Source organism: Caproiciproducens galactitolivorans (genome assembly GCF_026672255.1).
GTDB lineage: Bacteria > Bacillota > Clostridia > Oscillospirales > Acutalibacteraceae > Caproiciproducens > Caproiciproducens galactitolivorans_A.
In genome coordinates this window covers 176,402-198,709 of sequence record NZ_JAPOHA010000007.1, presented here as the reverse complement: position 1 = coordinate 198,709, position 22,308 = coordinate 176,402, and the positions used below count along the sequence as shown (strand labels likewise).

23 protein-coding genes are annotated in these 22,308 nt (G+C 48.0%); all 23 read right to left on the bottom strand.

Annotated elements, in window-relative coordinates; all coding sequences use genetic code 11:
* Positions 1-38: 38 nt before the first annotated feature.
* The 23 genes from tig to rlmN all read right to left on the bottom strand — a co-directional run bounded on the left by tig (position 39) and on the right by rlmN (position 22,306).
* Positions 39-1,340: a trigger factor gene (tig, locus tag OUY18_RS08710; RefSeq protein ID WP_268058377.1), complete on the bottom strand. Its 1,302-nt coding sequence runs from the start codon at positions 1,338-1,340 to the stop codon at positions 39-41.
* Between the two features lie 99 nt (positions 1,341-1,439).
* A complete protein-coding gene (locus OUY18_RS08705) occupies positions 1,440-2,126 on the bottom strand; it encodes a metallophosphoesterase (protein ID WP_268058376.1) in 687 nt (228 codons plus the stop codon).
* Between the two features lie 11 nt (positions 2,127-2,137).
* The gene (gene thrC / locus OUY18_RS08700; RefSeq protein WP_268058375.1) at positions 2,138-3,652 is read right to left on the bottom strand and encodes a threonine synthase; all 1,515 of its coding nucleotides are present in this window, start codon (positions 3,650-3,652) and stop codon (positions 2,138-2,140) included.
* Positions 3,653-3,777: 125 nt separating this feature from the next.
* Complete coding sequence (locus OUY18_RS08695; RefSeq protein WP_268058373.1) at positions 3,778-4,146, bottom strand: YraN family protein; 369 nt, start codon at positions 4,144-4,146, stop codon at positions 3,778-3,780.
* A complete protein-coding gene (locus OUY18_RS08690; protein ID WP_268058372.1) occupies positions 4,139-4,753 on the bottom strand; it encodes a ribonuclease HII in 615 nt (204 codons plus the stop codon). The genes OUY18_RS08695 and OUY18_RS08690 overlap by 8 nt, the downstream gene beginning before the upstream one ends.
* Position 4,754: 1 nt before the next feature.
* Complete coding sequence (gene ylqF / locus OUY18_RS08685; protein ID WP_268058371.1) at positions 4,755-5,624, bottom strand: ribosome biogenesis GTPase YlqF; 870 nt, start codon at positions 5,622-5,624, stop codon at positions 4,755-4,757.
* A gap of 30 nt (positions 5,625-5,654) precedes the next feature.
* Positions 5,655-6,242 (bottom strand): signal peptidase I, encoded by a 588-nt coding sequence (gene lepB, locus OUY18_RS08680; RefSeq protein ID WP_268058370.1) that lies wholly within the window; start codon positions 6,240-6,242, stop codon positions 5,655-5,657.
* 37 nt (positions 6,243-6,279) lie between these two features.
* Complete coding sequence (gene lepB, locus OUY18_RS08675; protein ID WP_268058369.1) at positions 6,280-6,864, bottom strand: signal peptidase I; 585 nt, start codon at positions 6,862-6,864, stop codon at positions 6,280-6,282.
* Between the two features lie 86 nt (positions 6,865-6,950).
* The gene (gene rplS / locus OUY18_RS08670; protein WP_268058368.1) at positions 6,951-7,295 is read right to left on the bottom strand and encodes a 50S ribosomal protein L19; all 345 of its coding nucleotides are present in this window, start codon (positions 7,293-7,295) and stop codon (positions 6,951-6,953) included.
* 174 nt (positions 7,296-7,469) lie between these two features.
* Positions 7,470-8,129, bottom strand: a complete 660-nt coding sequence (locus OUY18_RS08665; RefSeq protein ID WP_268058367.1) for a TIGR03936 family radical SAM-associated protein — start codon at positions 8,127-8,129, stop codon at positions 7,470-7,472.
* Entirely contained in the window at positions 8,104-9,960 is a 1,857-nt protein-coding gene (locus OUY18_RS08660) for a TIGR03960 family B12-binding radical SAM protein (protein ID WP_268058366.1), read from the bottom strand. The genes OUY18_RS08665 and OUY18_RS08660 overlap by 26 nt, the downstream gene beginning before the upstream one ends.
* A 59-nt stretch (positions 9,961-10,019) precedes the next feature.
* The gene (locus OUY18_RS08655; protein WP_268058365.1) at positions 10,020-10,622 is read right to left on the bottom strand and encodes a metalloprotease; all 603 of its coding nucleotides are present in this window, start codon (positions 10,620-10,622) and stop codon (positions 10,020-10,022) included.
* On the bottom strand, positions 10,619-11,023 hold the full coding sequence (locus OUY18_RS08650; protein ID WP_268058364.1) for a hypothetical protein: 405 nt from the start codon (positions 11,021-11,023) through the stop codon (positions 10,619-10,621). The genes OUY18_RS08655 and OUY18_RS08650 overlap by 4 nt, the downstream gene beginning before the upstream one ends.
* 105 nt (positions 11,024-11,128) lie before the next feature.
* Positions 11,129-12,526, bottom strand: coding sequence for an NADPH-dependent glutamate synthase (gene gltA, locus OUY18_RS08645; protein WP_268058363.1), 1,398 nt, complete (start codon positions 12,524-12,526; stop codon positions 11,129-11,131).
* A complete protein-coding gene (locus OUY18_RS08640) occupies positions 12,519-13,367 on the bottom strand; it encodes a sulfide/dihydroorotate dehydrogenase-like FAD/NAD-binding protein (protein WP_268058362.1) in 849 nt (282 codons plus the stop codon). The genes gltA and OUY18_RS08640 overlap by 8 nt, the downstream gene beginning before the upstream one ends.
* Positions 13,368-13,479: 112 nt before the next feature.
* Positions 13,480-14,958, bottom strand: coding sequence for a stage IV sporulation protein A (gene spoIVA, locus OUY18_RS08635; RefSeq protein ID WP_268058361.1), 1,479 nt, complete (start codon positions 14,956-14,958; stop codon positions 13,480-13,482).
* Between the two features lie 54 nt (positions 14,959-15,012).
* The gene (locus OUY18_RS08630) at positions 15,013-16,545 is read right to left on the bottom strand and encodes a DUF3794 and LysM peptidoglycan-binding domain-containing protein (RefSeq protein ID WP_268058360.1); all 1,533 of its coding nucleotides are present in this window, start codon (positions 16,543-16,545) and stop codon (positions 15,013-15,015) included.
* A gap of 109 nt (positions 16,546-16,654) precedes the next feature.
* Complete coding sequence (gene spoVM / locus OUY18_RS13880; RefSeq protein ID WP_135659394.1) at positions 16,655-16,735, bottom strand: stage V sporulation protein SpoVM; 81 nt, start codon at positions 16,733-16,735, stop codon at positions 16,655-16,657.
* 263 nt (positions 16,736-16,998) lie between these two features.
* Positions 16,999-17,628, bottom strand: a complete 630-nt coding sequence (locus OUY18_RS08625) for a thiamine diphosphokinase (protein WP_268058359.1) — start codon at positions 17,626-17,628, stop codon at positions 16,999-17,001.
* Positions 17,613-18,500, bottom strand: coding sequence for a ribosome small subunit-dependent GTPase A (rsgA, locus tag OUY18_RS08620; protein ID WP_268058358.1), 888 nt, complete (start codon positions 18,498-18,500; stop codon positions 17,613-17,615). The genes OUY18_RS08625 and rsgA overlap by 16 nt, the downstream gene beginning before the upstream one ends.
* A 7-nt stretch (positions 18,501-18,507) precedes the next feature.
* On the bottom strand, positions 18,508-20,517 hold the full coding sequence (pknB, locus tag OUY18_RS08615) for a Stk1 family PASTA domain-containing Ser/Thr kinase (protein ID WP_268058357.1): 2,010 nt from the start codon (positions 20,515-20,517) through the stop codon (positions 18,508-18,510).
* 21 nt (positions 20,518-20,538) lie between these two features.
* Positions 20,539-21,270 (bottom strand): Stp1/IreP family PP2C-type Ser/Thr phosphatase, encoded by a 732-nt coding sequence (locus tag OUY18_RS08610; RefSeq protein WP_268058356.1) that lies wholly within the window; start codon positions 21,268-21,270, stop codon positions 20,539-20,541.
* A complete protein-coding gene (gene rlmN, locus OUY18_RS08605; RefSeq protein WP_268058355.1) occupies positions 21,251-22,306 on the bottom strand; it encodes a 23S rRNA (adenine(2503)-C(2))-methyltransferase RlmN in 1,056 nt (351 codons plus the stop codon). The genes OUY18_RS08610 and rlmN overlap by 20 nt, the downstream gene beginning before the upstream one ends.
* Positions 22,307-22,308 lie beyond the last annotated feature (2 nt).

Sequence of the window (22,308 nt, the reverse complement as noted above, 5' to 3'; positions counted from 1 at the left end):
ACTTACAATAAAATGAGCATTGGCAGGATTGGCTTTTCTTATTCAGCTTTTTCCGTGCCTTCTGTAATTACGGCGCTGTCGCGTACCATGTTGATGGCTTTCTCAACAGAGATATCTTTAATAAGCTCTTCCTTCGGAATGAAGGCTTTCACTTTTTCGGCGTCGATTTCATAGCTTTTCGCAAGTTTTGCGAATTCTTCTTCGATTTCTTCATCCGTCGGATGAATGTTTTCCAATTTTGCAATTTGCTCGAGTGCAAGGCGTACTTTTACCTGACGCTCCGCCTGGGGCTGGAATTGTTTGCGGAAAGCTTCCTTGTCCATACCCGTATATTTCAGGTAGGTGTCAAGATTCAGGCCCTGAGACTGCAAACGATAGCTGAATTCACGGATATCTTCGTTAATGCGGTTTTCGTACATCGCCTGCGGAATTTCCGCTTTTACGTTTTCGACCAGCTTGTCGATCAGCTGATTTTCAACATCATCTTTCGCGGCTCTTTCCTTGGCGTCCGTCAGTCTCTTCCGAATATCTTCCTTATATTTCTCAAGGGAGTCGAAATCGCTGACATCCTTTACAAAATCATCGTCTACCGCGGGGAGTTCTTTCATCTTGATCTCGTGCAGCTTGATCTTGAAAACCGCGTCCTTGCCCGCCAGATTTTCCGCATGGTAATCTTCCGGGAACTTTACAGTGACATCAAATTCATCGCCGGTTTTGTGGCCTACAACCTGCTCCTCAAAGCCCGGGATAAACTGGCCTGCGCCGAGGGTAAGGCTGTAATTGTCCGCCTTGCCGCCGTCGAAAGCGACGCCGTCAACAGAACCGTCAAAATCAATCACAACGATATCGTCGTTCTGGGCCTCGCGGTCTTCAACGGTAATCATTCTGGCGTTGCGCTCCTGGACCTTCTTAATCTCTGCGTCAACGTCTTCATCGGTTACGACAACCGGCTTCTTCGTTACGGCCATTCCTTTATAGTTATCAATTTCCACTTCCGGCTTTGTTGTGATGGTTGCTTTAAAAACAACGCCTTCCTTACCGGCGGAAACCAGGTCAAAATCGATTTTATCTTCAATCATCTCAAGTTTCGCTTCGTTAACCGCTTGATCAAGTGCATCGGGGTAAACGGTATTGATCGCATCTTCGTAGAAAACCTGCTCGCCATAATATTTTTCAACGAATGCGCGGGGCGCTTTGCCCTTGCGGAATCCGGGGATTACGATCTTTTTATTCTCTTTGCGATATGCCTGTTCAAGTGCTTTCTCAAATATAGCAGCGTCTACCTCTACCTCAAGCTGGTAACGATTTGTCTCAACCTTATCAGACGACTTTAAACTCATTTTTTTACTTCCTCCTGCAAATTGCAAATTATCTAAATTATTATAGCACATGGATGGTAAATATTCTATATATAAGATAAAATATTCAAAATTTGTTCATTATACTAAAGCGGGCATAAAGTTCAGGTAATCGCAGGAAATCAGCACCATTTTTATCCCTTCATATTCCCCTGTAATTGCCCGGCGCGCCGCTTCGCTTCCGTGAATATGCCCGAAGTAGCATTTTTGGATTCCGCGCTCTTTTAAAACATCAAGAATCCCTTTGCACTCCGCTCCGTCGTACACGGGCGGGTAATGCAAAAACACCACGGGTTTGGCACCTTGTTTCTCCGCGTCGTCGATGGACGCGTTCAGCCGGCCTACCTCACGGTTGACGATCTTCACATCTTCATCCGTTTCCGCGTTATAAAGCCATCCGCGCGTGCCGCAGACGGCGACCTCTCCGACTATAACCGCGTTATTATGGATGATCCGGATGGTGTCCAGTCCGTTCTGCTTTAAAAAATCTTCTATTTTTTTTCTTGTGGACCACCAGTAGTCATGATTGCCCTTTAAAATCAGTTTTTTGCCGGGCAAAGAATTGATAAAGGAAAAATCATTGATCGCTTCTTCCAGCTTCATTGCCCACGAGATATCCCCTGCGATCACGACGGTGTCGTCCCTGCCGACCACGGCGCGCCAGTTTTTTTCAAGGCGGTCCGTGTAATTCTGCCAGCCCGGGAAAACGTCCATCGGTTTGTCACAGCCCAAGGACAGGTGCAGATCTGCGATAGCAAATAGTGACATAGCTCCCTCTCTCAGGCCTGAGGCTCAATTTTAGCCGTTTTCAGTACGATTTCCTTCATGTTTTCCCTTGAGCAGATGGTGCCGAAGCGAACCGTTTTGGCCTGCAATTCGGCAATCTGCGGCGGAACCGCCGTACCGGTCAGCTCGGAAAGCTTCTGAATTTTGTCAAATTCAGGCTCGTCCTTTTGATATTGATCGGATACAGCGCTTAAAACACTGTCTGCAAACTTATAGGGACTGGCGGTTGAAACGATTACGGATACCGTTTCCGTATCCTTGCTGTTTTTTACATATTGCTGATAGACATTTGCCGCAACAGCCGTATGCGTATCACAAAGGTAATGCTCGGAGTCATAAAGCTCCTTTATGGCTTCTTTAGTTTCCTCATCGTCACAATAGCCCGCGTAAAACAGCTCATGAAGCGGACAGAGGACATCGTCCCCCACCTGATATCTGCCGTTCGCCGCAAGTTCCTTCATCCAGCCCACGACCCGTTCGCTGTCGTTTTCGGTGAGGTCGTAAAGCAGGCGTTCCAGATTGCTTGACACCAGAATATCCATGGAAGGAGAAATGGTGGTATGGAACTCCCGTTTACGGTTGTAAACGCCCGTGTTGATAAATTCGGTCAGTACATTGTTGGAGTTGGACGCGCAGATCAGCTTATGAACCGGCAATCCCATTTTTTTCGCGTAGTATGCGGCAAGAATATTCCCGAAATTGCCGGTTGGAACCACGACATTGATCTTTTCCCCTGCGCATTTGATTGTATCGTTTGCAAGCAAATCGCAGTATGCGGAAAAATAATACACAATCTGAGGCAAAAGCCTGCCCCAGTTGATGGAGTTCGCGCTGGAGAACAGAATTTTGTTTTGTTCCAGAAGCTGCTTGATTTCCGGGTCGGTAAAGATTCTTTTTACGCCGGTCTGTGCATCGTCGAAATTTCCTTCGATCGCGCAGACCGCCACGTTGCTTCCTTCCTGTGTACACATTTGGCGCTTCTGCATGGGGCTTACGCCGTTCTGCGGATAGAACACCTGAATCAGCGTGCCGTCCACGTCTTTAAAGCCTTCGAGCGCTGCTTTTCCTGTATCCCCGGAAGTAGCGACGAGAATCAGAGCCGTTTTCGAAGAATGGATTTTTTTCAGAGATTTTGTCAAAAGATGGGGCAGCAGCTGCAAAGCCATATCTTTAAAGGCGCAGGTAGGGCCGTGCCACAGCTCAAGCATTTGCATGCCGTTTTTTAACGAAGTAATCGGAGCAGGAATATCCTTTTCGAATTTTCCATTGGTATAGGCGGCTGTAACGCATTCCTGAATTTCCTCTGCCGTAAAGTCCGAAAGAAACGCGGATAAAATGCAGGCCGCACGTTCCGTATAGCCGCATCTTGCAAGTTCCAGCAAATCCGTATGCGAATAATGCGGAAAATTTTCCGGAACAAAAAGGCCGCCTTCCGCACTGATCCCCTGCGCGATTGCCTGGGAAGCGGAGACGCGGATGCCGCTGTTTCGGGTGGATTTATAATTCAAAGGTTTTTCCCCCTTCTGTTTTTCGATTGATGACTTTATCATATCATAAATGCTTGTAAAGAGAAACATAAAAAACATACGCATTTTTCATCGGAAATTCCAAGATTTTGAGAGAAATTAACCTTTTAATAAAATCCACTTACCGGAAATGCGTTTTCAATATGCTCTATGGAAAGAATTTTGCAATCCGTATCCGTCGTTATGCCGATAACGTCAAAGCGGGGCTGTAAATCCGTGGGATTCGACTGCAAATACAAAAGGGCGGTTTTCCCTATCTTTTTCTGCTTTCCCGGGGAAACCGCCTCCAGAGGGCTGACTTCGTAATTCTTATCACGGGTTTTCACTTCGGCAAATACGATGAATTCCTTGTTTTCCGCTATGATATCGATTTCCCCATAACGGGAATGGTAATTCCTCGCGGCAATTCGGTATCCCTTATCCTTTAAATGGTTTGCGGCATAGTCTTCGCCGATTTTCCCGGAAGCGTTATTCATGAACGCCAACCCCTAAAATTTTCTTTAAAAAGGTTTTCCGATGAATCGGACACGGCCCGTATTCTTTTAGAAGTTCTGTATGTAACGCGGTTCCGTACCCTTTATGTTTTGCAAACTGATATTGCGGATAAATTTGGTCGATTTCAACCATCAGGCGGTCACGGCTGACTTTCGCCAGAATGGAGGCGGCGGCAATGCTGGCGGAAAGCGCGTCTCCCTTTATGATCGTATGGGCCGCCACGCCAAGCCGGGGCATTCGGTTGCCGTCCACCAGCGCCAAATCCGGGCGAACGGCCAATCCGTCGCAGGCACGTTTCATGGCAAGAAAAGTCGCCTGCAAAATATTGATTTCGTCGATTTCCGTTTCCGTTGCAAATCCAACCGAATAACTTACCGCCGTTTCTTTAATGATTTCAAACAGCGCTTCCCGTTTTTTCTCGCTAAGTTTTTTGGAGTCATTCAGCCCTTCGATCATTTTTCCATAAGGCAGAATAACGGCGGCGGCGAACACCGGGCCGGCTAAAGGGCCGCGTCCCGCCTCATCGATGCCGCAAACAGCGGAATATCCTTTTTCCTGCGCCATTGTTTCATAGGCAAACCAATCCATCTTATTTCCCAACCTGTTCCAATGTAATCCGGCCCAGCTTGGCGCTCCGGAATTCATCCAGAATCATGATGGACGCCCGCTCCGTATCCACCTCGCCGCCGGAAATCAGCATTCCGCGCTTTTTGCCGATCAATTCCAGCAATTCGTACCCTTTGAGTTCGGAAAGATCGATTTCCTCCAATTTATACCGCCGTTTTACGGCATCGGAGTAGCTGTCACGCAAAACTTCAAGCAGACGGCACGCGAGATGCTCGGTATCGACCACCTCGTCTTTTACGGCCCCCGTAAAAGCGAGATGTTCCCCAACGATTTTATCGTTAAATTTCGGCCAAAGCACGCCGGGGGTGTCCAGCAGATCAAAGCCTTTGGCGATGGAGAACCATTGATTGGCTCTCGTAACACCCGGCCTGTCCTCAACATTTGCCTTGCTGTTTTTTGAAAGGCGGTTAATCAGCGAGGATTTGCCGACGTTTGGAATGCCGACAACCATCACCCGAATCTGCCGGCCCACCATGCCTTTCGCTTCCCACGCGGCGATGCGGTCGCTCAATACCTCTTTCACAAGCGGTATAAAACCGTTCAATCCCCTGCCGCTGCGGCAGTCGATGGCAATTGCGTGTACGCCGTTTTGTTTATAATAATCAATCCACCGCGCGGTTTGAACCGGATCGGCCATATCGCTTTTATTTAACAGGATAACCCGCGGTTTATTCTGAATCAGCTGGTTCAAATCCGGATTGCGGCTGCTGACCGGTATTCTTGCGTCCACAATTTCCGCAGCCGCGTCAACCAGCTTTAAACTTTTTTCAATTTGCCTTTTTGTTCGGGTCATATGACCGGGAAACCATTGTATTGTTTGTGCTTCGCTCATTTTTTCATCCCTAAACTGAAACTTTTTATTTTACTTTATCTTTCCAAGCCGGTTAAATGGAAATACCACCATTTCCGCTTTTCCAAGAATATATCTTTCGTCGATCATGCCCACTTCGCTGAAGCGGCTGTCGTTTGATACGCCGCGGTTGTCCCCAAGAACAAAAACATGCCCCGCGGGAACGGTCAGCGGAAATTGATAATCCGTGGGCTGATTTGTAATACCGTTTTGAATGTAGGCGGATTCATCGAGCGGAACACCGTCCACCGATACGACGCCGGTTTCAAAATTAATATCTACTTTTTGGTTTTCAAGGGCAATTACTCGTTTGATGATCGGCTCCTTCAGCTTCTGCGTGTGAGTAATAACGACGATATCGCCCCGGTGGGGCTTGTAAAAACAGCTTGAAAGGACTACCCTGTCGTTGGATTTCAAAGTGGGAAGCATCGAAGGCCCGCTTACATTTACCACCCTGAAAAAGAAAGTAAACAGAATGACCACGGCAATCAGGGAAGTGATAAACGCTTCTATCCATTCATAGCAGTTCGCCGTAAAGCTGCCTGTCAGCTTTTGAGACGCCGGTTTTGTGTAGTATATTTGGATGTGTTGATGGTTCAACGGAGAAACAGCTCCTTTATATGTAAAGGATTCAGCCTTATAGTTTGCCTGCCTTTTCAGTTTTCATTAATATAAACTGCACTTTGCCGATAACATACCGCTGGTCAATCATACCGACGTCGCTGGAACGGCTGTCGTCGGAAACCCTGCGGTTATCGCCCAGCACAAAAACATGTCCCGGAGGAACAGTCTGCGGGAAAGAAAGATCATATTGATTTTTGGTAATTCCATTTTCAATGTAAGCGGATTCGTCCAGCGGAACGCCGTTTACCGATACGACTCCCGTATTAAAATCAATATTGACGGTTTGCCCTTCGGTGGCAATGACCCTTTTAATGATGATTTCATGGAGAGAAGTACCCCGTCCATCCATCACCACAATATCCCCGCGGGTAAGCTTTCTGTCCGTGCAGGAAACCAGAACCTTGTAACCGTTTTTCAGATTCGGCATCATGGAAGGGCCGTTAACGGTGATAACACGGAAAAGAAAAGTAAATAAAACCATGATGATCACCAGCGCGGGTATTAATGCTTCCACCCATTCATAGCAGCTTAAAATAAAATCGCTTTTTGACGGTTTAGCGGGTACTTCCGGAGTTTCCGAGGTTGTATTGGAATTCAAAAAACGCCACCTCTTTTCATTAAGATCAAAGGATAATAGCAAAAAAGGGACACATACATGTCCCTTAAAATCATTGATCAAACGAATTATCTGATCTGCTCTTTTACTTTTGCCGCCTTGCCGACTCTGTCGCGCAGGTAGTAAAGCTTTGCTCTGCGTACACGGCCCTTGCGGACGATGTCGACGCTCTTGACATTTGGAGAATGAATCGGGAATACTCTTTCAACACCAACGCCGTAAGAAACGCGTCTTACCGTGAAGGTTTCGGAAATGCCGCTGCCCTTACGAGCGGTAACGGTACCCTCAAAAACCTGAATTCTTTCTCTGTCGCCTTCTCTGATGTTTACGTTTACCTTTACGGTATCGCCTACTTCAAATTCAGGCATTTCCTGTTTTACGGAATCCTGTGCAATCATCTTCAATGCATCCATGGAATAAATCCTCCTTATAATTCAGACATTCATGCTGCAGAGCAGCAGAGGACTGCCCGCTTCAATGTCGCGGTAAAAACCGGGCATTGAACCCCACCAATGAAACATCGGCGGTATCCAAATGCCTATATATCATACCACAATACACCAAAAAGCGCAATAACTATTTTACAGTTATTCAAATATCCGAAAATCAGCGTTATAGATATTGATTCTCGTTATATCCGCATAAAAATCCAGATTCAAATATTTTTTCACTGCGTCGCAGATAAGAGAAGGATTCACATTCATGGTGCTGCCGGCCGGGAGTACGGTTTGCATTTCAACCAACCCGTTTTTCGGCGCAGCCTCCGTCTTTCCCAGATACGGCTTTATGTCCAGATCAATGATTCCGTTTTTTGTATGTTTCGGCACGATGATATTTTCCTGCCCAAGCATCCCCTTGATTTGGGAAACCGCATCTTCTGCGCTGAGATTCTCCGGCTCCAGCTCCATGATAAAGGAAGCGTAGGCGATTTCTCCCGGTTTCATCACCGGTTCGGTTGCATCAAATACGGGGATATCGTCCGGAAGCGCCGCATTCAGCCGGTTAATCAATTCCTCCCGGGTCAGTTCATTATCCTCCAGCCGGATATCCATGCATTCCCGTTCCCCGGCAATGCCAAGGGAAAGCGGCAGGGCAAACGTAATAAACGCGTGAGGATTATATCCCTGTGTGTACCACAGCGGAATTTTTGCTTTATGAATGGCCCGCAGCATACAGCGGTTCAGGTCCAGATGCGAAATGAAGCGGGCTGTTCCAATCTTTTTAAACCAGATTCGGACGTTTTTCAAAACAGATTCCTCCTTTAAAGCAGGCTGCGCCGCAGGAGGAACACTGTTCGCGGCAGTTGGGCGTGGTCTGATCGGCATACGCCCTTTTGCATTCATCAATCAGAAACGATTTTTTAACCCCGCAGTCAATGTGGTCCCAGGGAAGAACTTCATCAAAGCTTCTTCTCCGGTTCGCATAGAACGCCGGATCAATTCCGCATTTCTGAAATGCCTCGAGCCATTTTGCGAGCGAAAAACAATCCTGCCAGCCGTCCATTTTACAGCCGGCTTTATGTGCTTCAAGCAGCACATCGCAAAGACGGCGGTCTCCGCGCGCGAAAACCGCTTCCAGAAAGCTGACATCCGCGTCGTGCCAGCTCGGCTCCACTTTGCGCGTTTTTACGGAAGAAATCAAATGCCGCTGTTTCTGATGCAAGGTTTCGATCGTGTCCTGCGGCTCCCATTGAAAAGGCGTAAAAGGCTTCGGAACAAAGGAGGAAGCGCTGACGGTCACTTTTACGCTTTTCCCCTTCGGCTTGTCCGGATTTTCATAAAAAGCGTCCACAACCTTCTGCCCCAGTTCCGCAATCCCCGCGACGTCATCCAATGTTTCCGTCGGCAATCCGATAATGAAATACAGTTTAATCGTGGTCCATCCGCCCTTGAAAGCGGTATTCACCGTCTTAAAAAGGTCTTCTTCCGTTACGTTTTTATTGATGACATCCCTTAAACGCTGGGTGCCGGCTTCCGGCGCAAAGGTCAGGCCGCTTCGGCGAACCGACTTAATCTTCGACATCAGCTCCGTTGAAAAATTGTCAACTCGTAAGGAAGGAAGGGATACGCCGGTTTTCTCTGCTTTCGTCCACGTTAAAAGCTGATCCAGCAATTCGTTGATTTGGGAGTAATCGCTTGTACTGAGCGATGACAGTGAAATTTCATCATAACCAGTATTGTCGCAAAGATCGTGGCACTGTTTGTCAATTACACCGACTGATTTTTCCCGGAAAGGCCTGTAAAGGAATCCGGCTTGACAGAACCGGCATCCGCGGATACAGCCGCGCAAAACCTCCGCCACCGTCCGGTCGTGAACAATTTCGATATAGGGAACGACGAACTTGTCCGGAAAATAAGACTTGTCCATATCCATCATGACCCGTTTTTTTATCGTTTCCGGAGCGCCGCATTTGGGGGTAATTGCCTTTACGGTACCGTCATCGTGATAGGTGATGGTATATAAGGAAGGAACATATACGCCCGGAATCTTTGCCGCGGCAATCAGGAATTCTTCTTTGGGACGGTTTTGCTTTTTGTATTCTCTGTAAAGCTCGATAACTTCACCGTCAACTTCTTCCCCTTCTCCGATAAAAAACAAATCAAAGAAATCGGCGAGCGGTTCGGAATTGCAGGTGCAGGGCCCCCCGGCTACTACGAGCGGGGAAAGGCCGTGCCGGTCACTTGCCTTGAGCGGGATTCCGGCCAGATCGAGCATATTTAATATATTTGTATAGCTTAACTCATATTGAAGCGTAAAAGCGATGAAATCAAAACCTGCAATGCCGTCCCCGCTTTCCAAAGCGTAAAGCGGAACATGGTTCTTTCGCATCTGCTCTTCCATATCCGTCCATGGAGCAAAAACCCGCTCGCACCAGACGTACGGCAGGGTGTTTAATTGACTGTATAATATTTTCATGCCCAGATGCGACATGCCGACCTCGTAAATATCGGGAAAACAGAACGCAAACCGGACGTCAACTTCGTCCCGCTGCTTTATCACGCTGTTCAGTTCCCCGCCGACGTAACGGCCGGGCTTTTGAACATTGGCAAGCAGCTTTTCTATCTTTTTTGTAATCATTGCAACCTCCGCGCAGCATATGTTTTATTATTATACAGCCCGGAAGCAAATATTGCAAATCATTCATATCTTCCCTTTTTAAAAAGAAGGAGGAAGATCAAATAAACACATACGGCAAACAAGGAATAGTTGCCGCGGGACCGAAAGAGAACCAAAAAGCCGACGATTGCAAGAGGCGTTACAACGATAAAGGAAGTGACGGAAACAATTTTCAGCGACTGATCCGACCGGTATTTCGCGCAGAGAATGGAATAGAGCGCCTGACCGCCGTCCAGCGGTTCAATCGGCAGCAGGTTAAATACCGCCAAAACAAGGTTGGCGAAAAGAAAACTCGAATAAATTTTATTATTGAATAAATAACACAGCAAAACGCAGACGAAATTCGCCCCCGGGCCGGCGAGGGAAATCAGCGCGTCACGTCCGTATCCCCTGCAAAGCTGCGGCGGTTTGATGATGTCGATTCCAAACGGCGTAAATTTCATTTGTACAGGCGCGGCGCCGTATGCATGCATAACGAGAATATGTCCGGCTTCGTGAACCGCTGCCGCCAGGATCCAGAACACAGCCGTATTACTGGTATCGTACAGTAAAAATACAGTGAAAACGGCCAGAAACAGAAAGCCGACGGTAATACGGCAGTTATGAATTGTGAAGGAAATCATCCGGCTTTTTGGGAAGCAGAATCTGCCGGAGAGCCGGACGGCTGCTGGGAGGCCGCTTGAGAAGCTATGCTACGGCTGCTCTTAGGCTGTTCACTTGCTGCGGACGATGTGCCGGAATTCGGCAGTAAACTGGAAACCGGAGGGAAAAACTCCACGACCGAATGCTTGATATTTTCGATATCCTCTTCGGCCACGATCGAATTATTAAGATTCTGCCGATACCAATTTTTTACAGCCATGTACGCATTCCCGCCGAACAGTCGTATGAAAACGACGGTCAACAGGACAACGGAACACACGGTGATCTGAATGATCGTTAAAAGCCGCGTGCTGACGATTTTTGCCTTTTTGCTTTGCCTTTTCTCTCTATTTTCATAGCCGTTTTCATTATACTCACCCAATGTTATTCCTCCTTTATGATTTCTGTCCCCAATAATCATATGAACGAGAAATACAGAAGATGACGGGACAAACAAAAAACCGCCGCATGAAGCGGCGGTTAGGGATTATTTGGATTCTTTCGACTTGATATATTCGTCAATGGAACGCGCGGCTTCTTTTCCGCCGCCCATCGCCAGAATAACCGTTGCGGCGCCGCTGACGGCGTCTCCCGCGGCGTAAACGCCTTCGCGGGTGGTTGCCATCGTGGCATCGTCTACGACAATACATCCGTGGCTGTTCGCTTCCAAGCCCTCCGTTGTGGAACGGATCAGCGGGTTCGGCGAATTTCCGATTGCCATAACCACACAGTCAACCGGGATTTCAAAATTCGAGCCTTCCTTGGCAACCGGCTTGCGTCTGCCGGAAGCATCCGGTTCACCCAGTTCCATTTCGATGCATTCAATTGCCTTTACCCTGCCGTTTTCGTCGCCGTGGATCGCAACGGGATTGCGCAGGAGGTTGAAGATGATTCCTTCTTCCTTGGCGTGGTGAATTTCTTCCTTACGCGCAGGCATCTGCTCTTCGGCGCGGCGGTAAACAATATATACATTTTCCGCGCCCAGCCGCTTTGCCGTTCTTGCGGCGTCCATTGCAACGTTGCCGCCGCCCACGACAGCGACGTTCTTCGGGCGGATAATCGGCGTGTCATATCCGTCAAGGTACGCTTTCATCAGGTTTACTCTGGTTAAAAATTCATTGGCAGAGTAAGTGCCGACCAGGCCTTCGCCGGGGATATTCATAAAGCTTGGCAGGCCCGCGCCCGTCCCGATGAAAATGGCCTCAAAGCCCATTTCAAACAGCTCGTCCACGGAAAGCACCTTGCCCATTACCATATCGGTCTGAATTTCAACACCCTTTTCCTTCAGCGCGTCGATTTCCTTCTGAACAATTTCCTTCGGAAGACGGAACTGCGGAATACCGTACATCAACACGCCGCCGGCGGTATGCAGAGCCTCATAAACCGTTACGGAATAGCCCATGGAAGCGAGGTCCCCGGCGCAGGTCAGTCCGGCGGGGCCGGCGCCGATTACGGCGACCTTGTGGCCGTTGGATTTTACTTCAAACTTTTCCGGAGCGCCGTGCTTCATGTGCCAGTCGGCTACATAACGCTCCAGGCGGCCGATTCCAACCGGTTCGCCCTTAATACCGCGCACGCATTTCTGCTCGCACTGGGATTCCTGCGGGCAGACACGTCCGCAAACGGCCGGAAGGGAGTTTGTGGACTTAATTAATTTATAAGCGCCTTCCATATCGCCTTCGGAAACGCATTTAATAAATTCAGGAATACGAACGCTTACGGGGCATCCGTTTACACAGGGTTTGTTTTTGCAGTTTAAGCATCTCTGGGCTTCCTGAACAGCCATTTCGTCCGTATAGCCGAGGGAAACCTCTTCAAAGTTCTTATTGCGGATGTTCGGCTCCTGTTCCGGCATCGGCGTTTTTACTGGTGACATATTAGGCATTGTTCGCACCCTCCATCAAACGACAGTTATATTCGCGTGTCGCTTCTTTTTCCAAATCGGCATAGGTTCTTGACCGTTTAATCGCCTCATCAAAATCAACCTCGTGACCGTCGAAGTCCGGTCCGTCCACACAGGCGAATTTGGTTTTGCCGCCGACGGTGAGTCTGCAGCCGCCGCACATGCCGGTGCCGTCAATCATGATGGGGTTCATGCTGATTAACGTTTTAATATTGTATTCCTTTGTAAGATTGCAGATTGCACGCATCATGACGAGCGGCCCGATTGCAATCACCAGATCATACTTTGTGCCTTCTTCAATATTTTTGCGAAGAGCGTCGGTTACAAAGCCCTTGTTGCCGTTGGAGCCGTCATCCGTGGTAATCATCAGACGATCGCTTGCCGCCTTCATCTCGTCTTCCAGGATAATAATATCCTTACTGCGGAAACCGGCGATCATATCAACCTTCGTACCCATGCTATGCAGTGCTTTTGCCTGCGGATAAGCGATTGCGCAGCCCGCGCCGCCGCCGATTACCGCTACGTTTTTATAGCCTTCCAGCTCGGTAGCTTTTCCCAGAGGCCCGATAAAATCAAGAATCTCATCGCCCACATTTAACTGATCAAGCATCAGGGTGGTTTTCCCGACCTTTTGATAAATGATGGTGATGGTTCCCTTTTCCCGGTCGTAATCCGCGACGGTTAAAGGAATCCTTTCCCCAAATTCATTTACGCGCAATATAATGAATTGGCCAGCTTTCGCCTTTTTTGCAATATATGGCGCTTCAACTGCCATCAAAGTCATAGAGTCATTCAATATGCGCTTTTCGACAATCTTAAACATGAATACACTTCCTTACTTTCAGAGTTTCAATATACTTATATTATAAGGGGTTGTGACAGATTTATCAACAAAAAAATGATTCGGTTCGTTTTAACCGAATCATTTTTCCGTACTACAAAATAATGCATATCAGGCCGTTGCAGCCTTCATTAATAATGCGCTCAATCGTTTCGCGTACTTTATCACGTGCATCCGTAGGCATACGGTATAATTTATTGTGAAGCCCCTCATTCACCAGCTCGTGCAGACTCTTGCCGAAAATATTGGATTCCCATATTTTGGACGGACTTTCTTCAAATTCTTTGAGAAGATAGGTAATCAGCTCCTGTGACTGCTGCTCGGACCCGACAATCGGCGTCAGTTCCGCGGTAATCCTTGTTTTCATCATATGGATGGACGGCGCGGCCGCTTTCAGGCGGATGCCGTACTTGCCGCCTTGTTTGATGATTTCCGGCTCCTCAAGCGAAAGCTCTTCCATATTCGGCATAACAATGCCGTATCCGTTTTCCTGAACATCCTGATAGGCGTCTTTAATCCGGTCGAACTGCTCTTTGATTTTCGCAAGCTTCAGGATGTTGTCCAGCAGACTGCCTTCATCCTCGATTTCAATTCCTGTTTTTTCACCCAGAATTTTATAGAAAAGATTCTGATTCAGGGATACGGATAATCGGGCGCACCCGGTTCCCAAATCAATGGATATCGTATTGGCCCCGCTGACAAATTCGCAATTTTTAATATCATCGATGATCGAACCGACCTCGCGGATTCTGGAAATCTTCGAAGCTGAATTCTGGATCGTACCGTAAACGGCGGAACGCAGCCAATGGTTTTTTTCAAGGCTCGAAATCCAGCGCGGCATTTCAATCTTGATGGATTTTACCGGGAACTCAAACAAAACTTTGGAAAGGATATTGCGGATTTCCGCTTCTTCGAGTTCCAGACAGTTGGTTGGAAGGACGGGAACCCCGTATTTCTCCTGAAGCTGCGCCGACAGGTTTGCCGCGGAATTGGATCTCGGCTCCGTACAGTTCAACAGGACGATAAACGGCTTATTGATTTCCTTCAGCTCATTGACGACCCTTTCCTCCGCTTCTTCGTACTCTTCGCGGGGAATGTCGCTGATACTGCCGTCGGTTGTAATCACCAGGCCGATTGTCGAATGCTCGGTGATCACCTTTTTCGTGCCGAGCTCCGCGGCCATATTAAAGGGAATCGGCTCCTGATACCACGGCGTCATGACCATCCGGGGCATATCATCCTCGATGTAGCCGAGCGCGCTTGGAACGATGTAGCCGACGCAGTCGATCATGCGCACCGAGAAGGTGGCGCTGTCGTCGACTTTCACTGTTACGGCCTGCTCCGGAATAAATTTCGGCTCCGTTGTCATAATTGTGCGGCCTGCGGCAGACTGCGGCATTTCGTCAATTGCCCGGTCGCGCCTGTAATTGGACTCCATATTGGGAATTACAACGGCGTCCATGAATTTTTTTATAAAAGTGGATTTTCCGGTTCGAACCGGTCCTACCACCCCTATGTAAATGTCGCCGTTTGTACGCTGGGAAATATCACTGTAAATATTGCGTTCTTCCATTTTACCTCCCCCTCAGGCAGAGAATTTTTTTATGAGCGGTTTACCTTGTAAAACTCACATTGGGATCAGCAGCATCCCCCTGTTCTCAACGAAATCACCGGCAAGATCATTTTCCAGCTTAATCGCATCAACGGAGGTGCCGTATTCCCGTGCAATGTTCCAAAGGTTCTCGCCTGCATCCGCGTAGTATATACTGAGCGCTGCGGATTTGTCCTGCGCCCTGGGTTTGGTTTCATCGGCTGTAACGTCCGTTATGACTTTGAGGTTCAGTTGGTTGTATACTCCCGTATTCAACTTTAATTCGGCCTTCACATCGATTCCGCTGCCTGTAATACGGTAGCTTATACCGGCTACCGTCATGGTTGCGGTACATTTGGTGTTGTCCGCTCCGGGGTAGGGGCGGGAATAATCAAAATCCAGCATACGCTCAAAATAGACGGGCTTGTTTTCCGTGTTCCGAGCCAGAACGCAGACATTCATTTTGCCTTTGTACTGGATTTCTCCGTTTACATAGTCGGCGGAAACCGTGTTCATTTCATTCCAGATATCAATGACTTTCGAAACAGGCGTGTCATCGAGCGGAACCGTTGCTTTATGAATATAGGTGTCGTTCACAAATTCAAGCAGGTTATCGATCGCTTTCTGCTTGTAATTGATATTCATTTCACACAGCTTCGAATAAGCGTCCGATACAAGGTTTACTTCCGTATTTTCAAAAGCCGTGGCGCTGGCAAGTACTTTTGCGTTCACTTCGAAATACGTCTGATCGCCGGAATAATCGTTTTTAATCTGTGCGTCCAATCCGGCTACGCTGAGTTGGACATTATAGGCACAGTTTTCGCTTATCCCGTCGCAGTCCAGCAATTCACTGAACGGGATTGCGTATTCCATGACTTCAAGGGCCATTTCGTCGTCGGCGGACGAATATACGAATTTAATACAGACTTCGCCTTTCACCATCAGCTTATTGGCGACGGCGCTGTAATCCTGCACGGTAGCAAAGGCGTCCGTCCGCACGATGTTATCGGCGGCGGGTTTTCCCTGCCCAAGCTCCAAAACTTCGTCAACGTTAAATTGCTGCTGCTTGAATCCGGCTACTTTGTTCAGCGCGACCTTGTTTTTTTGCTGTTCGACCCCTTCGCCGTCAATATTCGAAACCACTTCATTTTCCATTTGGGCGGTCACTTTGGCGCATACGGAAAACGATCCGTGAATATCGAGCCGGCGGGGACTGGTTGCGCGGCAGTTGATATATTCTACACGGGTAAACGCATGAATCTGCGCGTTATCAGCATTTTGCTTCAAATTAATGACAGTGGAAAAAGACTGGTTGCTTTCATAGCAGCGAACGGCCATGCCACCGGAATCAAGGTAAAGTATGTTGAGCGTATAATTTCCGTCGAGCTCCAGCCGGTCTCCCGTAATACTGCGGGAAGCAATGCGGGGATAAACCTGACATTTTAATATGCGTTGTATATCGGGGCAGTAATCCGGCAGGTTAATGTCAAGATCTACCGGCTGCTCCTGGCAGCCGTCATAAATCATTTCATTCGCTGCCAATGCCTCACGGCTAAGCATATAATCCATAGGGCTCTCTCCTTTTCCTGTTTCTACCTAATTGTTATTCTAATCTTGTACGATTTATGCTCAACAGCGCAAAAAATTACCGGCTGCTACAGCAGCCGGCATTCATTGTTTATTCTTCTTTTTTAATATGGAATACCTTTCTAAGTACAAATCCCCAGAATTTGGAGCTCCTGACAACGACTACTTTCATAATAAAGACCTCCCATTATGTTCCACACCTTAAAAGTGTGACCCCTAATACGATCAGTATGATCGCTACTATGAACAGGATTAATCCCGTTGGGCAAAAACAAGAGACAGCCAGACCGAGCCCGAAAGCAACCGCTAATTGTCCTGTTGGGCACCTATTTCTTCCGCAATTGCAGCTCACCGCCGTCACCAACCATCATTTTAGAATAGTACTTTATCGTTTCCTATATCCCAGTATATTCATCCATGAAGAATTTGGTTCACTTATGAAAGTAAAAAAATTAGGGCGTATCCGCTGTGAACAATCACCTGCGCCCGGTTCGTAAGGATTATATTGCTGATTCCGATCGGGTTTACCGAGGAAATGCAGGCGTCTCGGAGCGGGTACTTCATTCCCACATAACTGACGGTGCAAAAAGCGGAACCGAACGGGAATACCGATACCGTACTGCCCTTTAAATCGCGCAGGGTTAACCTGCCTCCGTTTAAAAGAAATACACGGCATTTATCCTCCGCAATTTCCGCCCGGCATCCCTGCGAAACAAGATACTGCAAAGCGCAGAGGTTTGCGTAGGAGTGGTCCATGCGTCCGCCGACGGAGCAAAGAAGGGTAAATTCGTTATATCCCCTTTGCAGGGCTTCCCGTATGGCCGCCATCATGTCCGTATCATCTTTTTCCCTTTGAAGCCGGATGGTTTCAACGTCCCGTGGCAAGTCCCCTTTTACAGAATCGAAATCGCCGATTAACAAGTCCGGAACAATATGGTTCTGGTTTGCAATATCCAGTCCGCCGTCGGCGCAGATTACATAAGAGTTATCGAAGTCGATGCCGTCCGGAATACGGCTTCCGGGCGCAGAGCCGATAATAATACATTTTTTTATTTGAGGTTCCATTCCTTTAAATCCTTCACTTCCTGATACATTGCTACGTAGCTTTCGTGGCGGGATTTACTGATGATGCCGTCTTCCACAGCCTGTAATACGGCGCAGCCTTTTTCACAGGTATGCGAACAGGTTGTAAATTTACATTGATTTAAAAAAGGAATAAATTCGCGAAAGCAATAGGGAAGCCTTTCTTTTTTAATAAGGTCGCACCGTTCCAGACTGATGGCGGAAAACCCGGGCGTGTCCGCAACATAGGTCTCCTTGCTCAGTTTCAGCAAATCCACCTGCCTTGTTGTATGCCGGCCGCGTCCGAGTTTCTGGCTGATTTCGCCGGTTTGAAGATGGAGCCTGCTGTCGATCTGATTGAGGAGGGAAGTTTTTCCCACGCCGGAGTTGCCGGTAAACGCGGAGATTTTCCCCCGGAGCCGTTTCTGAACCGCGTCAACGCCCTCGCCGGTAACGGAGGAGATCGTAAGCAGCGGAATACCCGTAGTCCGGTAGATATCCATCAGCCATTCGCAGTCCTGTAAATCGGTTTTGGATATGACAAGAACCGGTTCGATCCCCTTTTCTTCCGCCGCCGCAATGGTCTTATCCATAATCAGCGTACTCGGAGAAGGTTCGCAGACCGATACAACCAGAATAAGCTGGTCAATATTGGCGATCGGCGGGCGGATGAGGAAATTTTTACGCGGCAGGATTTCCTCGATCGTGCTTGTCCCGTCGTCTTCCAGACGAATAACAACATGATCGCCTACATAAGGCGTCACTTTCTTCTTACGGAACAACCCCCGGGCTTTGCATTCATAGAGAGTATCGGCGGCTTCCACATAATAAAAGCCGCCAATCCCTTTTACAATAATACCGTTTAAATGATTCATATGCATATCAGTCGGCAGGAGTGATCGGCCCGCTTACCGATTCACTCGCACTGCTGTTTTCCGTATAAGGATAGCTTTCGTCCTGTTTAAACGTGCCCGCGTCGAAATCAAGAGTGTACACCTGATACTTATTTCCGTCCAGCTGAATGGTCAGCTGCTTCTTTCCGCTCGTTCCGGTAAAGGTGAGCTGGCATACGTCATTGTAGGACGGATTCACGGTTTTCTCCGTTTGCAGTTCATTTCCGAGATAGGCTTTCAGATTGATGTCATGCGTAACGTTTTTCGGAAGATGGACAAAGATATCGATTGATTTTTCCGATTTGTTTCCGGAGCTGACAACAATCGAAACGGAACTGCCTTTTGCAACCTGTACTCCCGGCAGCGGCGTGGTTTCAATAACGGTATCTTTCGGCTTGCCGGTATCGTCTTTTGTGGTGATTTTGCCAACCGTCAGTCCGGCCGCGGCAATATCTTTCTTCGCGGCGTCCAGTGTTTCGTCGATAATGGCAGGTACCGCTACCTTCTCCCCCCCGCTTCCGGTGCTTACATACACGCTGACCTTGGAGCCTTCCGCAACCTGCGTTCCGGCGGGAGGATCGGTATTCTGTACATAACCTTTGGTTACATTTGCATCCTCAACCGGCAGAACATCGTACGTAAGATTCAATTGCTGCAGATTACTTACCGCTTCATCCTGTGTTTTGTTTGTAAGGTCGGGTATCGTAACCATTTTACCGCCGGCATTGATGGTCAGGGTGACGTCCGAATTGGATTTCACGACTGTTCCGGCTTTCGGATTCTGGCCGAGAATGGTGCCCGCCTTTTGCGACGAGTCGTTTTTGGTCTCGGTTATGAACTTGAAGTTCTTGTACGCCGGATTATTTTTCACATCGTCATAGTTATGTCCGACAAAGTTCGGCAGCGGCACGTCCTGCGGCCCGCTGCTGCAACTGTGAAGAAGGGCTGCCAATCCAAAACCGACCGCTACAATCAGAAACGCAGCGGCGATTCCGGTTATTACAAGAGAAGCCGTCGACTTCTTTTTCTTTTTCGGATTCCGGACCGGCTCCTCTTCGTATTCATAATTATCGTTATAAACCGGCTGTTCGGTTCCTTTTACCGTGTTGATGGCGTCAATGTATTTTGTCGGCTTTTCATCAATAAAATATTTATATTGAAAACGGATGCTCGGATTTCTCCGGAATTCTTCAATATCACGAAGCATTTCGGCCGCCGACTGATACCTTTGCACCGGGTTTTTCTGCATCGCTTTCAGGGTGATTTCCTCAAGGCCGTCCGGAATATTGGGGTTAATTTCTTTCGGCGGTTTCGGGTCCGCCTGGAGCTGCATAATCGCAACGGAAACGGCGCTGTCCGCCTCAAAGGGAAGTTGTCCGGTGATCATTTCGTAAAGCATGACGCCGACGGAATAGATATCGGCCTTTTCGTCCGTTAAATCCCCTCTCGCCTGTTCGGGCGCGATATAATGCACGGAACCGATCGCTTTATCGGTCATGGTGCGCGTTTCACTTCTTGAAAAGCGCGCAATGCCAAAGTCCGTCACCTTAATGGTTCCGTCCTGTAAAAGCATGATATTCTGCGGTTTGATATCGCGGTGAACAATGCCCTTTTCATGGGCGTGCTGAAGCGCGCGCAGAATCTGGATGGTAAAATGGATGGCTTCCTTCCATTTAACCTCCTTTTGCTGGTCAAGATATTCCTTTAATGTGATTCCGTCGATATATTCTTCGACAATATACTGAATGCGGTCGCCAAAACTGACGTCGTAAACTTTCACGATATTCGGATGGGACAAGACCGCAATGGCCTTGGATTCATTTTTAAAACGCCGTATAAACTCCTCATTGCCTAAAAATTCATCTTTTAATATTTTAATGGCGACCGTACGGTCGTCAATCTCGTCGTATGCACGGTAAACCAGCGCCATTCCGCCGGAACCGATCAGTTCATGTATTTCATAGCGCCCGTCAAGCCTTTTTCCGGTGTACTTATCCATAAAAATCACTCCTGTCAGCAGTTAGTTCTCAATGATGACAACGGTTATATTGTCACCGCCGCCGCAGTCCTTTGCAAGCATAACGAGTTTCTCGGTCAGACTTTCCGCGTTCATTGTACCGGAAAGCCGGTAAATCTGCTCGGCATCAACATAATTTGTCAATCCGTCCGTGCAGATCAGAAGCAAATCGTCTGGAAGAAATTCCTTTTCACAATAATCGATTAAAATGGAGGGTTCCACACCCAGAGCCCGCGTAATAATATTTTTTTGAGGGTGTATTTTTGCCTGCTGTTCCGTAAGATCACCTTTATTTACCATTTCCTGTACCATCGAATGGTCTACGGTCAGCTGTTTGATTCCATCCTTTGAAAGAAGATACGCCCTGCTGTCCCCGGCATGCGCAATATGAGCAAGGCCGTTCGAAAGAATCGCGGCTACTACCGTGGTTCCCATTCCGTTTAATTCCGTATCGTCTTTTGCTTTGTCATGTATTATAATATTTGCGTTATAAATTGCTGTTGTAATTAAATTTTTAATAGAGTTGTCGGACATGCCCGACGTATACGACGACTGCATTTGATCGGAAATACAGTCCACGGCAAGATTGCTTGCGATATTGCCGCCGTTTACACCGCCCATTCCGTCGCATACGACCGCCCACGCGGCGCCGTCGGGAAAGGTTCCGCTTTTGCAGGCATCCTGATTCGTTTGTCTGATTAGGCCAATATCACTTTTACTGTATATTTTCAACATTGGCCACCTCCTCTTTATACCTGCGCCTTAGCTGTCCGCAGGAAGCATTGATATCCGAGCCGAGTGTCCTTCTCACGGTAACCGTTATCCCCTTATTGGATAGGATTCGGCTGAATTTCTGCAATCGGTCGGAAGTGCTCTTTTTAAAACCGGCTCCGCTTACGTCGTTAACAGGAATTAAATTGACATGGCTGAGCGATCCGCTCAGCTTCTCGGCAAGCTCCGCCGCGCACGCGTCGCTGTCGTTTACCCCGCTGATCATGGCGTATTCATAAGAGATGCGGCGCCCTGTCATGCTGACATAGTAACGGCATGCTTTTAAAAGCTCGTCGACACCCCATTTACGGTTGACCGGCATGGTTCGGGAGCGGATTGCGTCGTTCGGCGCGTGCAGGGAAACGGACAGGGTAAGCTGTAGTTTTCTTTCCGCCAAATCATAGATTTTATCTACAATGCCGCAGGTGGAAAGCGAGATATGCCTCATCCCGATATTCATTCCGTCATCGGAGGTAACCAGTTCCAGAAAGCGAAGAACATTCTTGTAATTATCCAGCGGTTCCCCCATACCCATCATTACGACGTTCGAAATACGGATACCGACATCCTCCTGGGCCGCCTGAATCTGCGCCAGCATTTCGGAAGCGGTCAGGTCCCGGGAAAAGCCGCTTTTTCCGGTAGCGCAAAACGCACAATTCATTTTACAGCCAACCTGGGTGGAAATGCAGATCGTATGTCCATGATGATAATCCATCAATACGCTCTCGACATGCTCGCCGTCGTTCAGGCGAAATAAATATTTTACGGTATCGTCCAGTTTGGATTCCAGCTTTTTTTCAATCACAGCATTCGCTATGTAATATCTTTCCGAGAGCCTTTGCCGAAATGCTTTGGATTGATCGGACATTTCATCAAAATTCGATACGCCGCGGTGCAGCCATTTATAAACCTGCAACGCGCGAAAAGCCGGTTGGCCGTCGGCGGCAAAATCGGCTTTTAGTTCATCCAGAGTCATTGATTTGATATCCTGCTGACTCAAAA

Coding starts and splice junctions, on each gene's coding strand:
- tig (WP_268058377.1), bottom strand. CDS start 1,340: ATGAGTTTAAAGTCGTCTGATAAGGTTGAGACAAATCGTTACCAGCTT.
- OUY18_RS08705 (WP_268058376.1), bottom strand. CDS start 2,126: ATGTCACTATTTGCTATCGCAGATCTGCACCTGTCCTTGGGCTGTGAC.
- OUY18_RS08695 (WP_268058373.1), bottom strand. CDS start 4,146: ATGAATAACGCTTCCGGGAAAATCGGCGAAGACTATGCCGCAAACCAT.
- OUY18_RS08690 (WP_268058372.1), bottom strand. CDS start 4,753: ATGGATTGGTTTGCCTATGAAACAATGGCGCAGGAAAAAGGATATTCC.
- ylqF (WP_268058371.1), bottom strand. CDS start 5,624: ATGAGCGAAGCACAAACAATACAATGGTTTCCCGGTCATATGACCCGA.
- rplS (WP_268058368.1), bottom strand. CDS start 7,295: ATGGATGCATTGAAGATGATTGCACAGGATTCCGTAAAACAGGAAATG.
- OUY18_RS08660 (WP_268058366.1), bottom strand. CDS start 9,960: ATGATTACAAAAAAGATAGAAAAGCTGCTTGCCAATGTTCAAAAGCCC.
- OUY18_RS08655 (WP_268058365.1), bottom strand. CDS start 10,622: ATGATTTCCTTCACAATTCATAACTGCCGTATTACCGTCGGCTTTCTG.
- gltA (WP_268058363.1), bottom strand. CDS start 12,526: ATGCCTAATATGTCACCAGTAAAAACGCCGATGCCGGAACAGGAGCCG.
- OUY18_RS08640 (WP_268058362.1), bottom strand. CDS start 13,367: ATGTTTAAGATTGTCGAAAAGCGCATATTGAATGACTCTATGACTTTG.
- spoIVA (WP_268058361.1), bottom strand. CDS start 14,958: ATGGAAGAACGCAATATTTACAGTGATATTTCCCAGCGTACAAACGGC.
- OUY18_RS08630 (WP_268058360.1), bottom strand. CDS start 16,545: ATGGATTATATGCTTAGCCGTGAGGCATTGGCAGCGAATGAAATGATT.
- spoVM (WP_135659394.1), bottom strand. CDS start 16,735: ATGAAAGTAGTCGTTGTCAGGAGCTCCAAATTCTGGGGATTTGTACTT.
- OUY18_RS08625 (WP_268058359.1), bottom strand. CDS start 17,628: ATGGAACCTCAAATAAAAAAATGTATTATTATCGGCTCTGCGCCCGGA.
- rsgA (WP_268058358.1), bottom strand. CDS start 18,500: ATGAATCATTTAAACGGTATTATTGTAAAAGGGATTGGCGGCTTTTAT.
- pknB (WP_268058357.1), bottom strand. CDS start 20,517: ATGGATAAGTACACCGGAAAAAGGCTTGACGGGCGCTATGAAATACAT.
- OUY18_RS08610 (WP_268058356.1), bottom strand. CDS start 21,270: ATGTTGAAAATATACAGTAAAAGTGATATTGGCCTAATCAGACAAACG.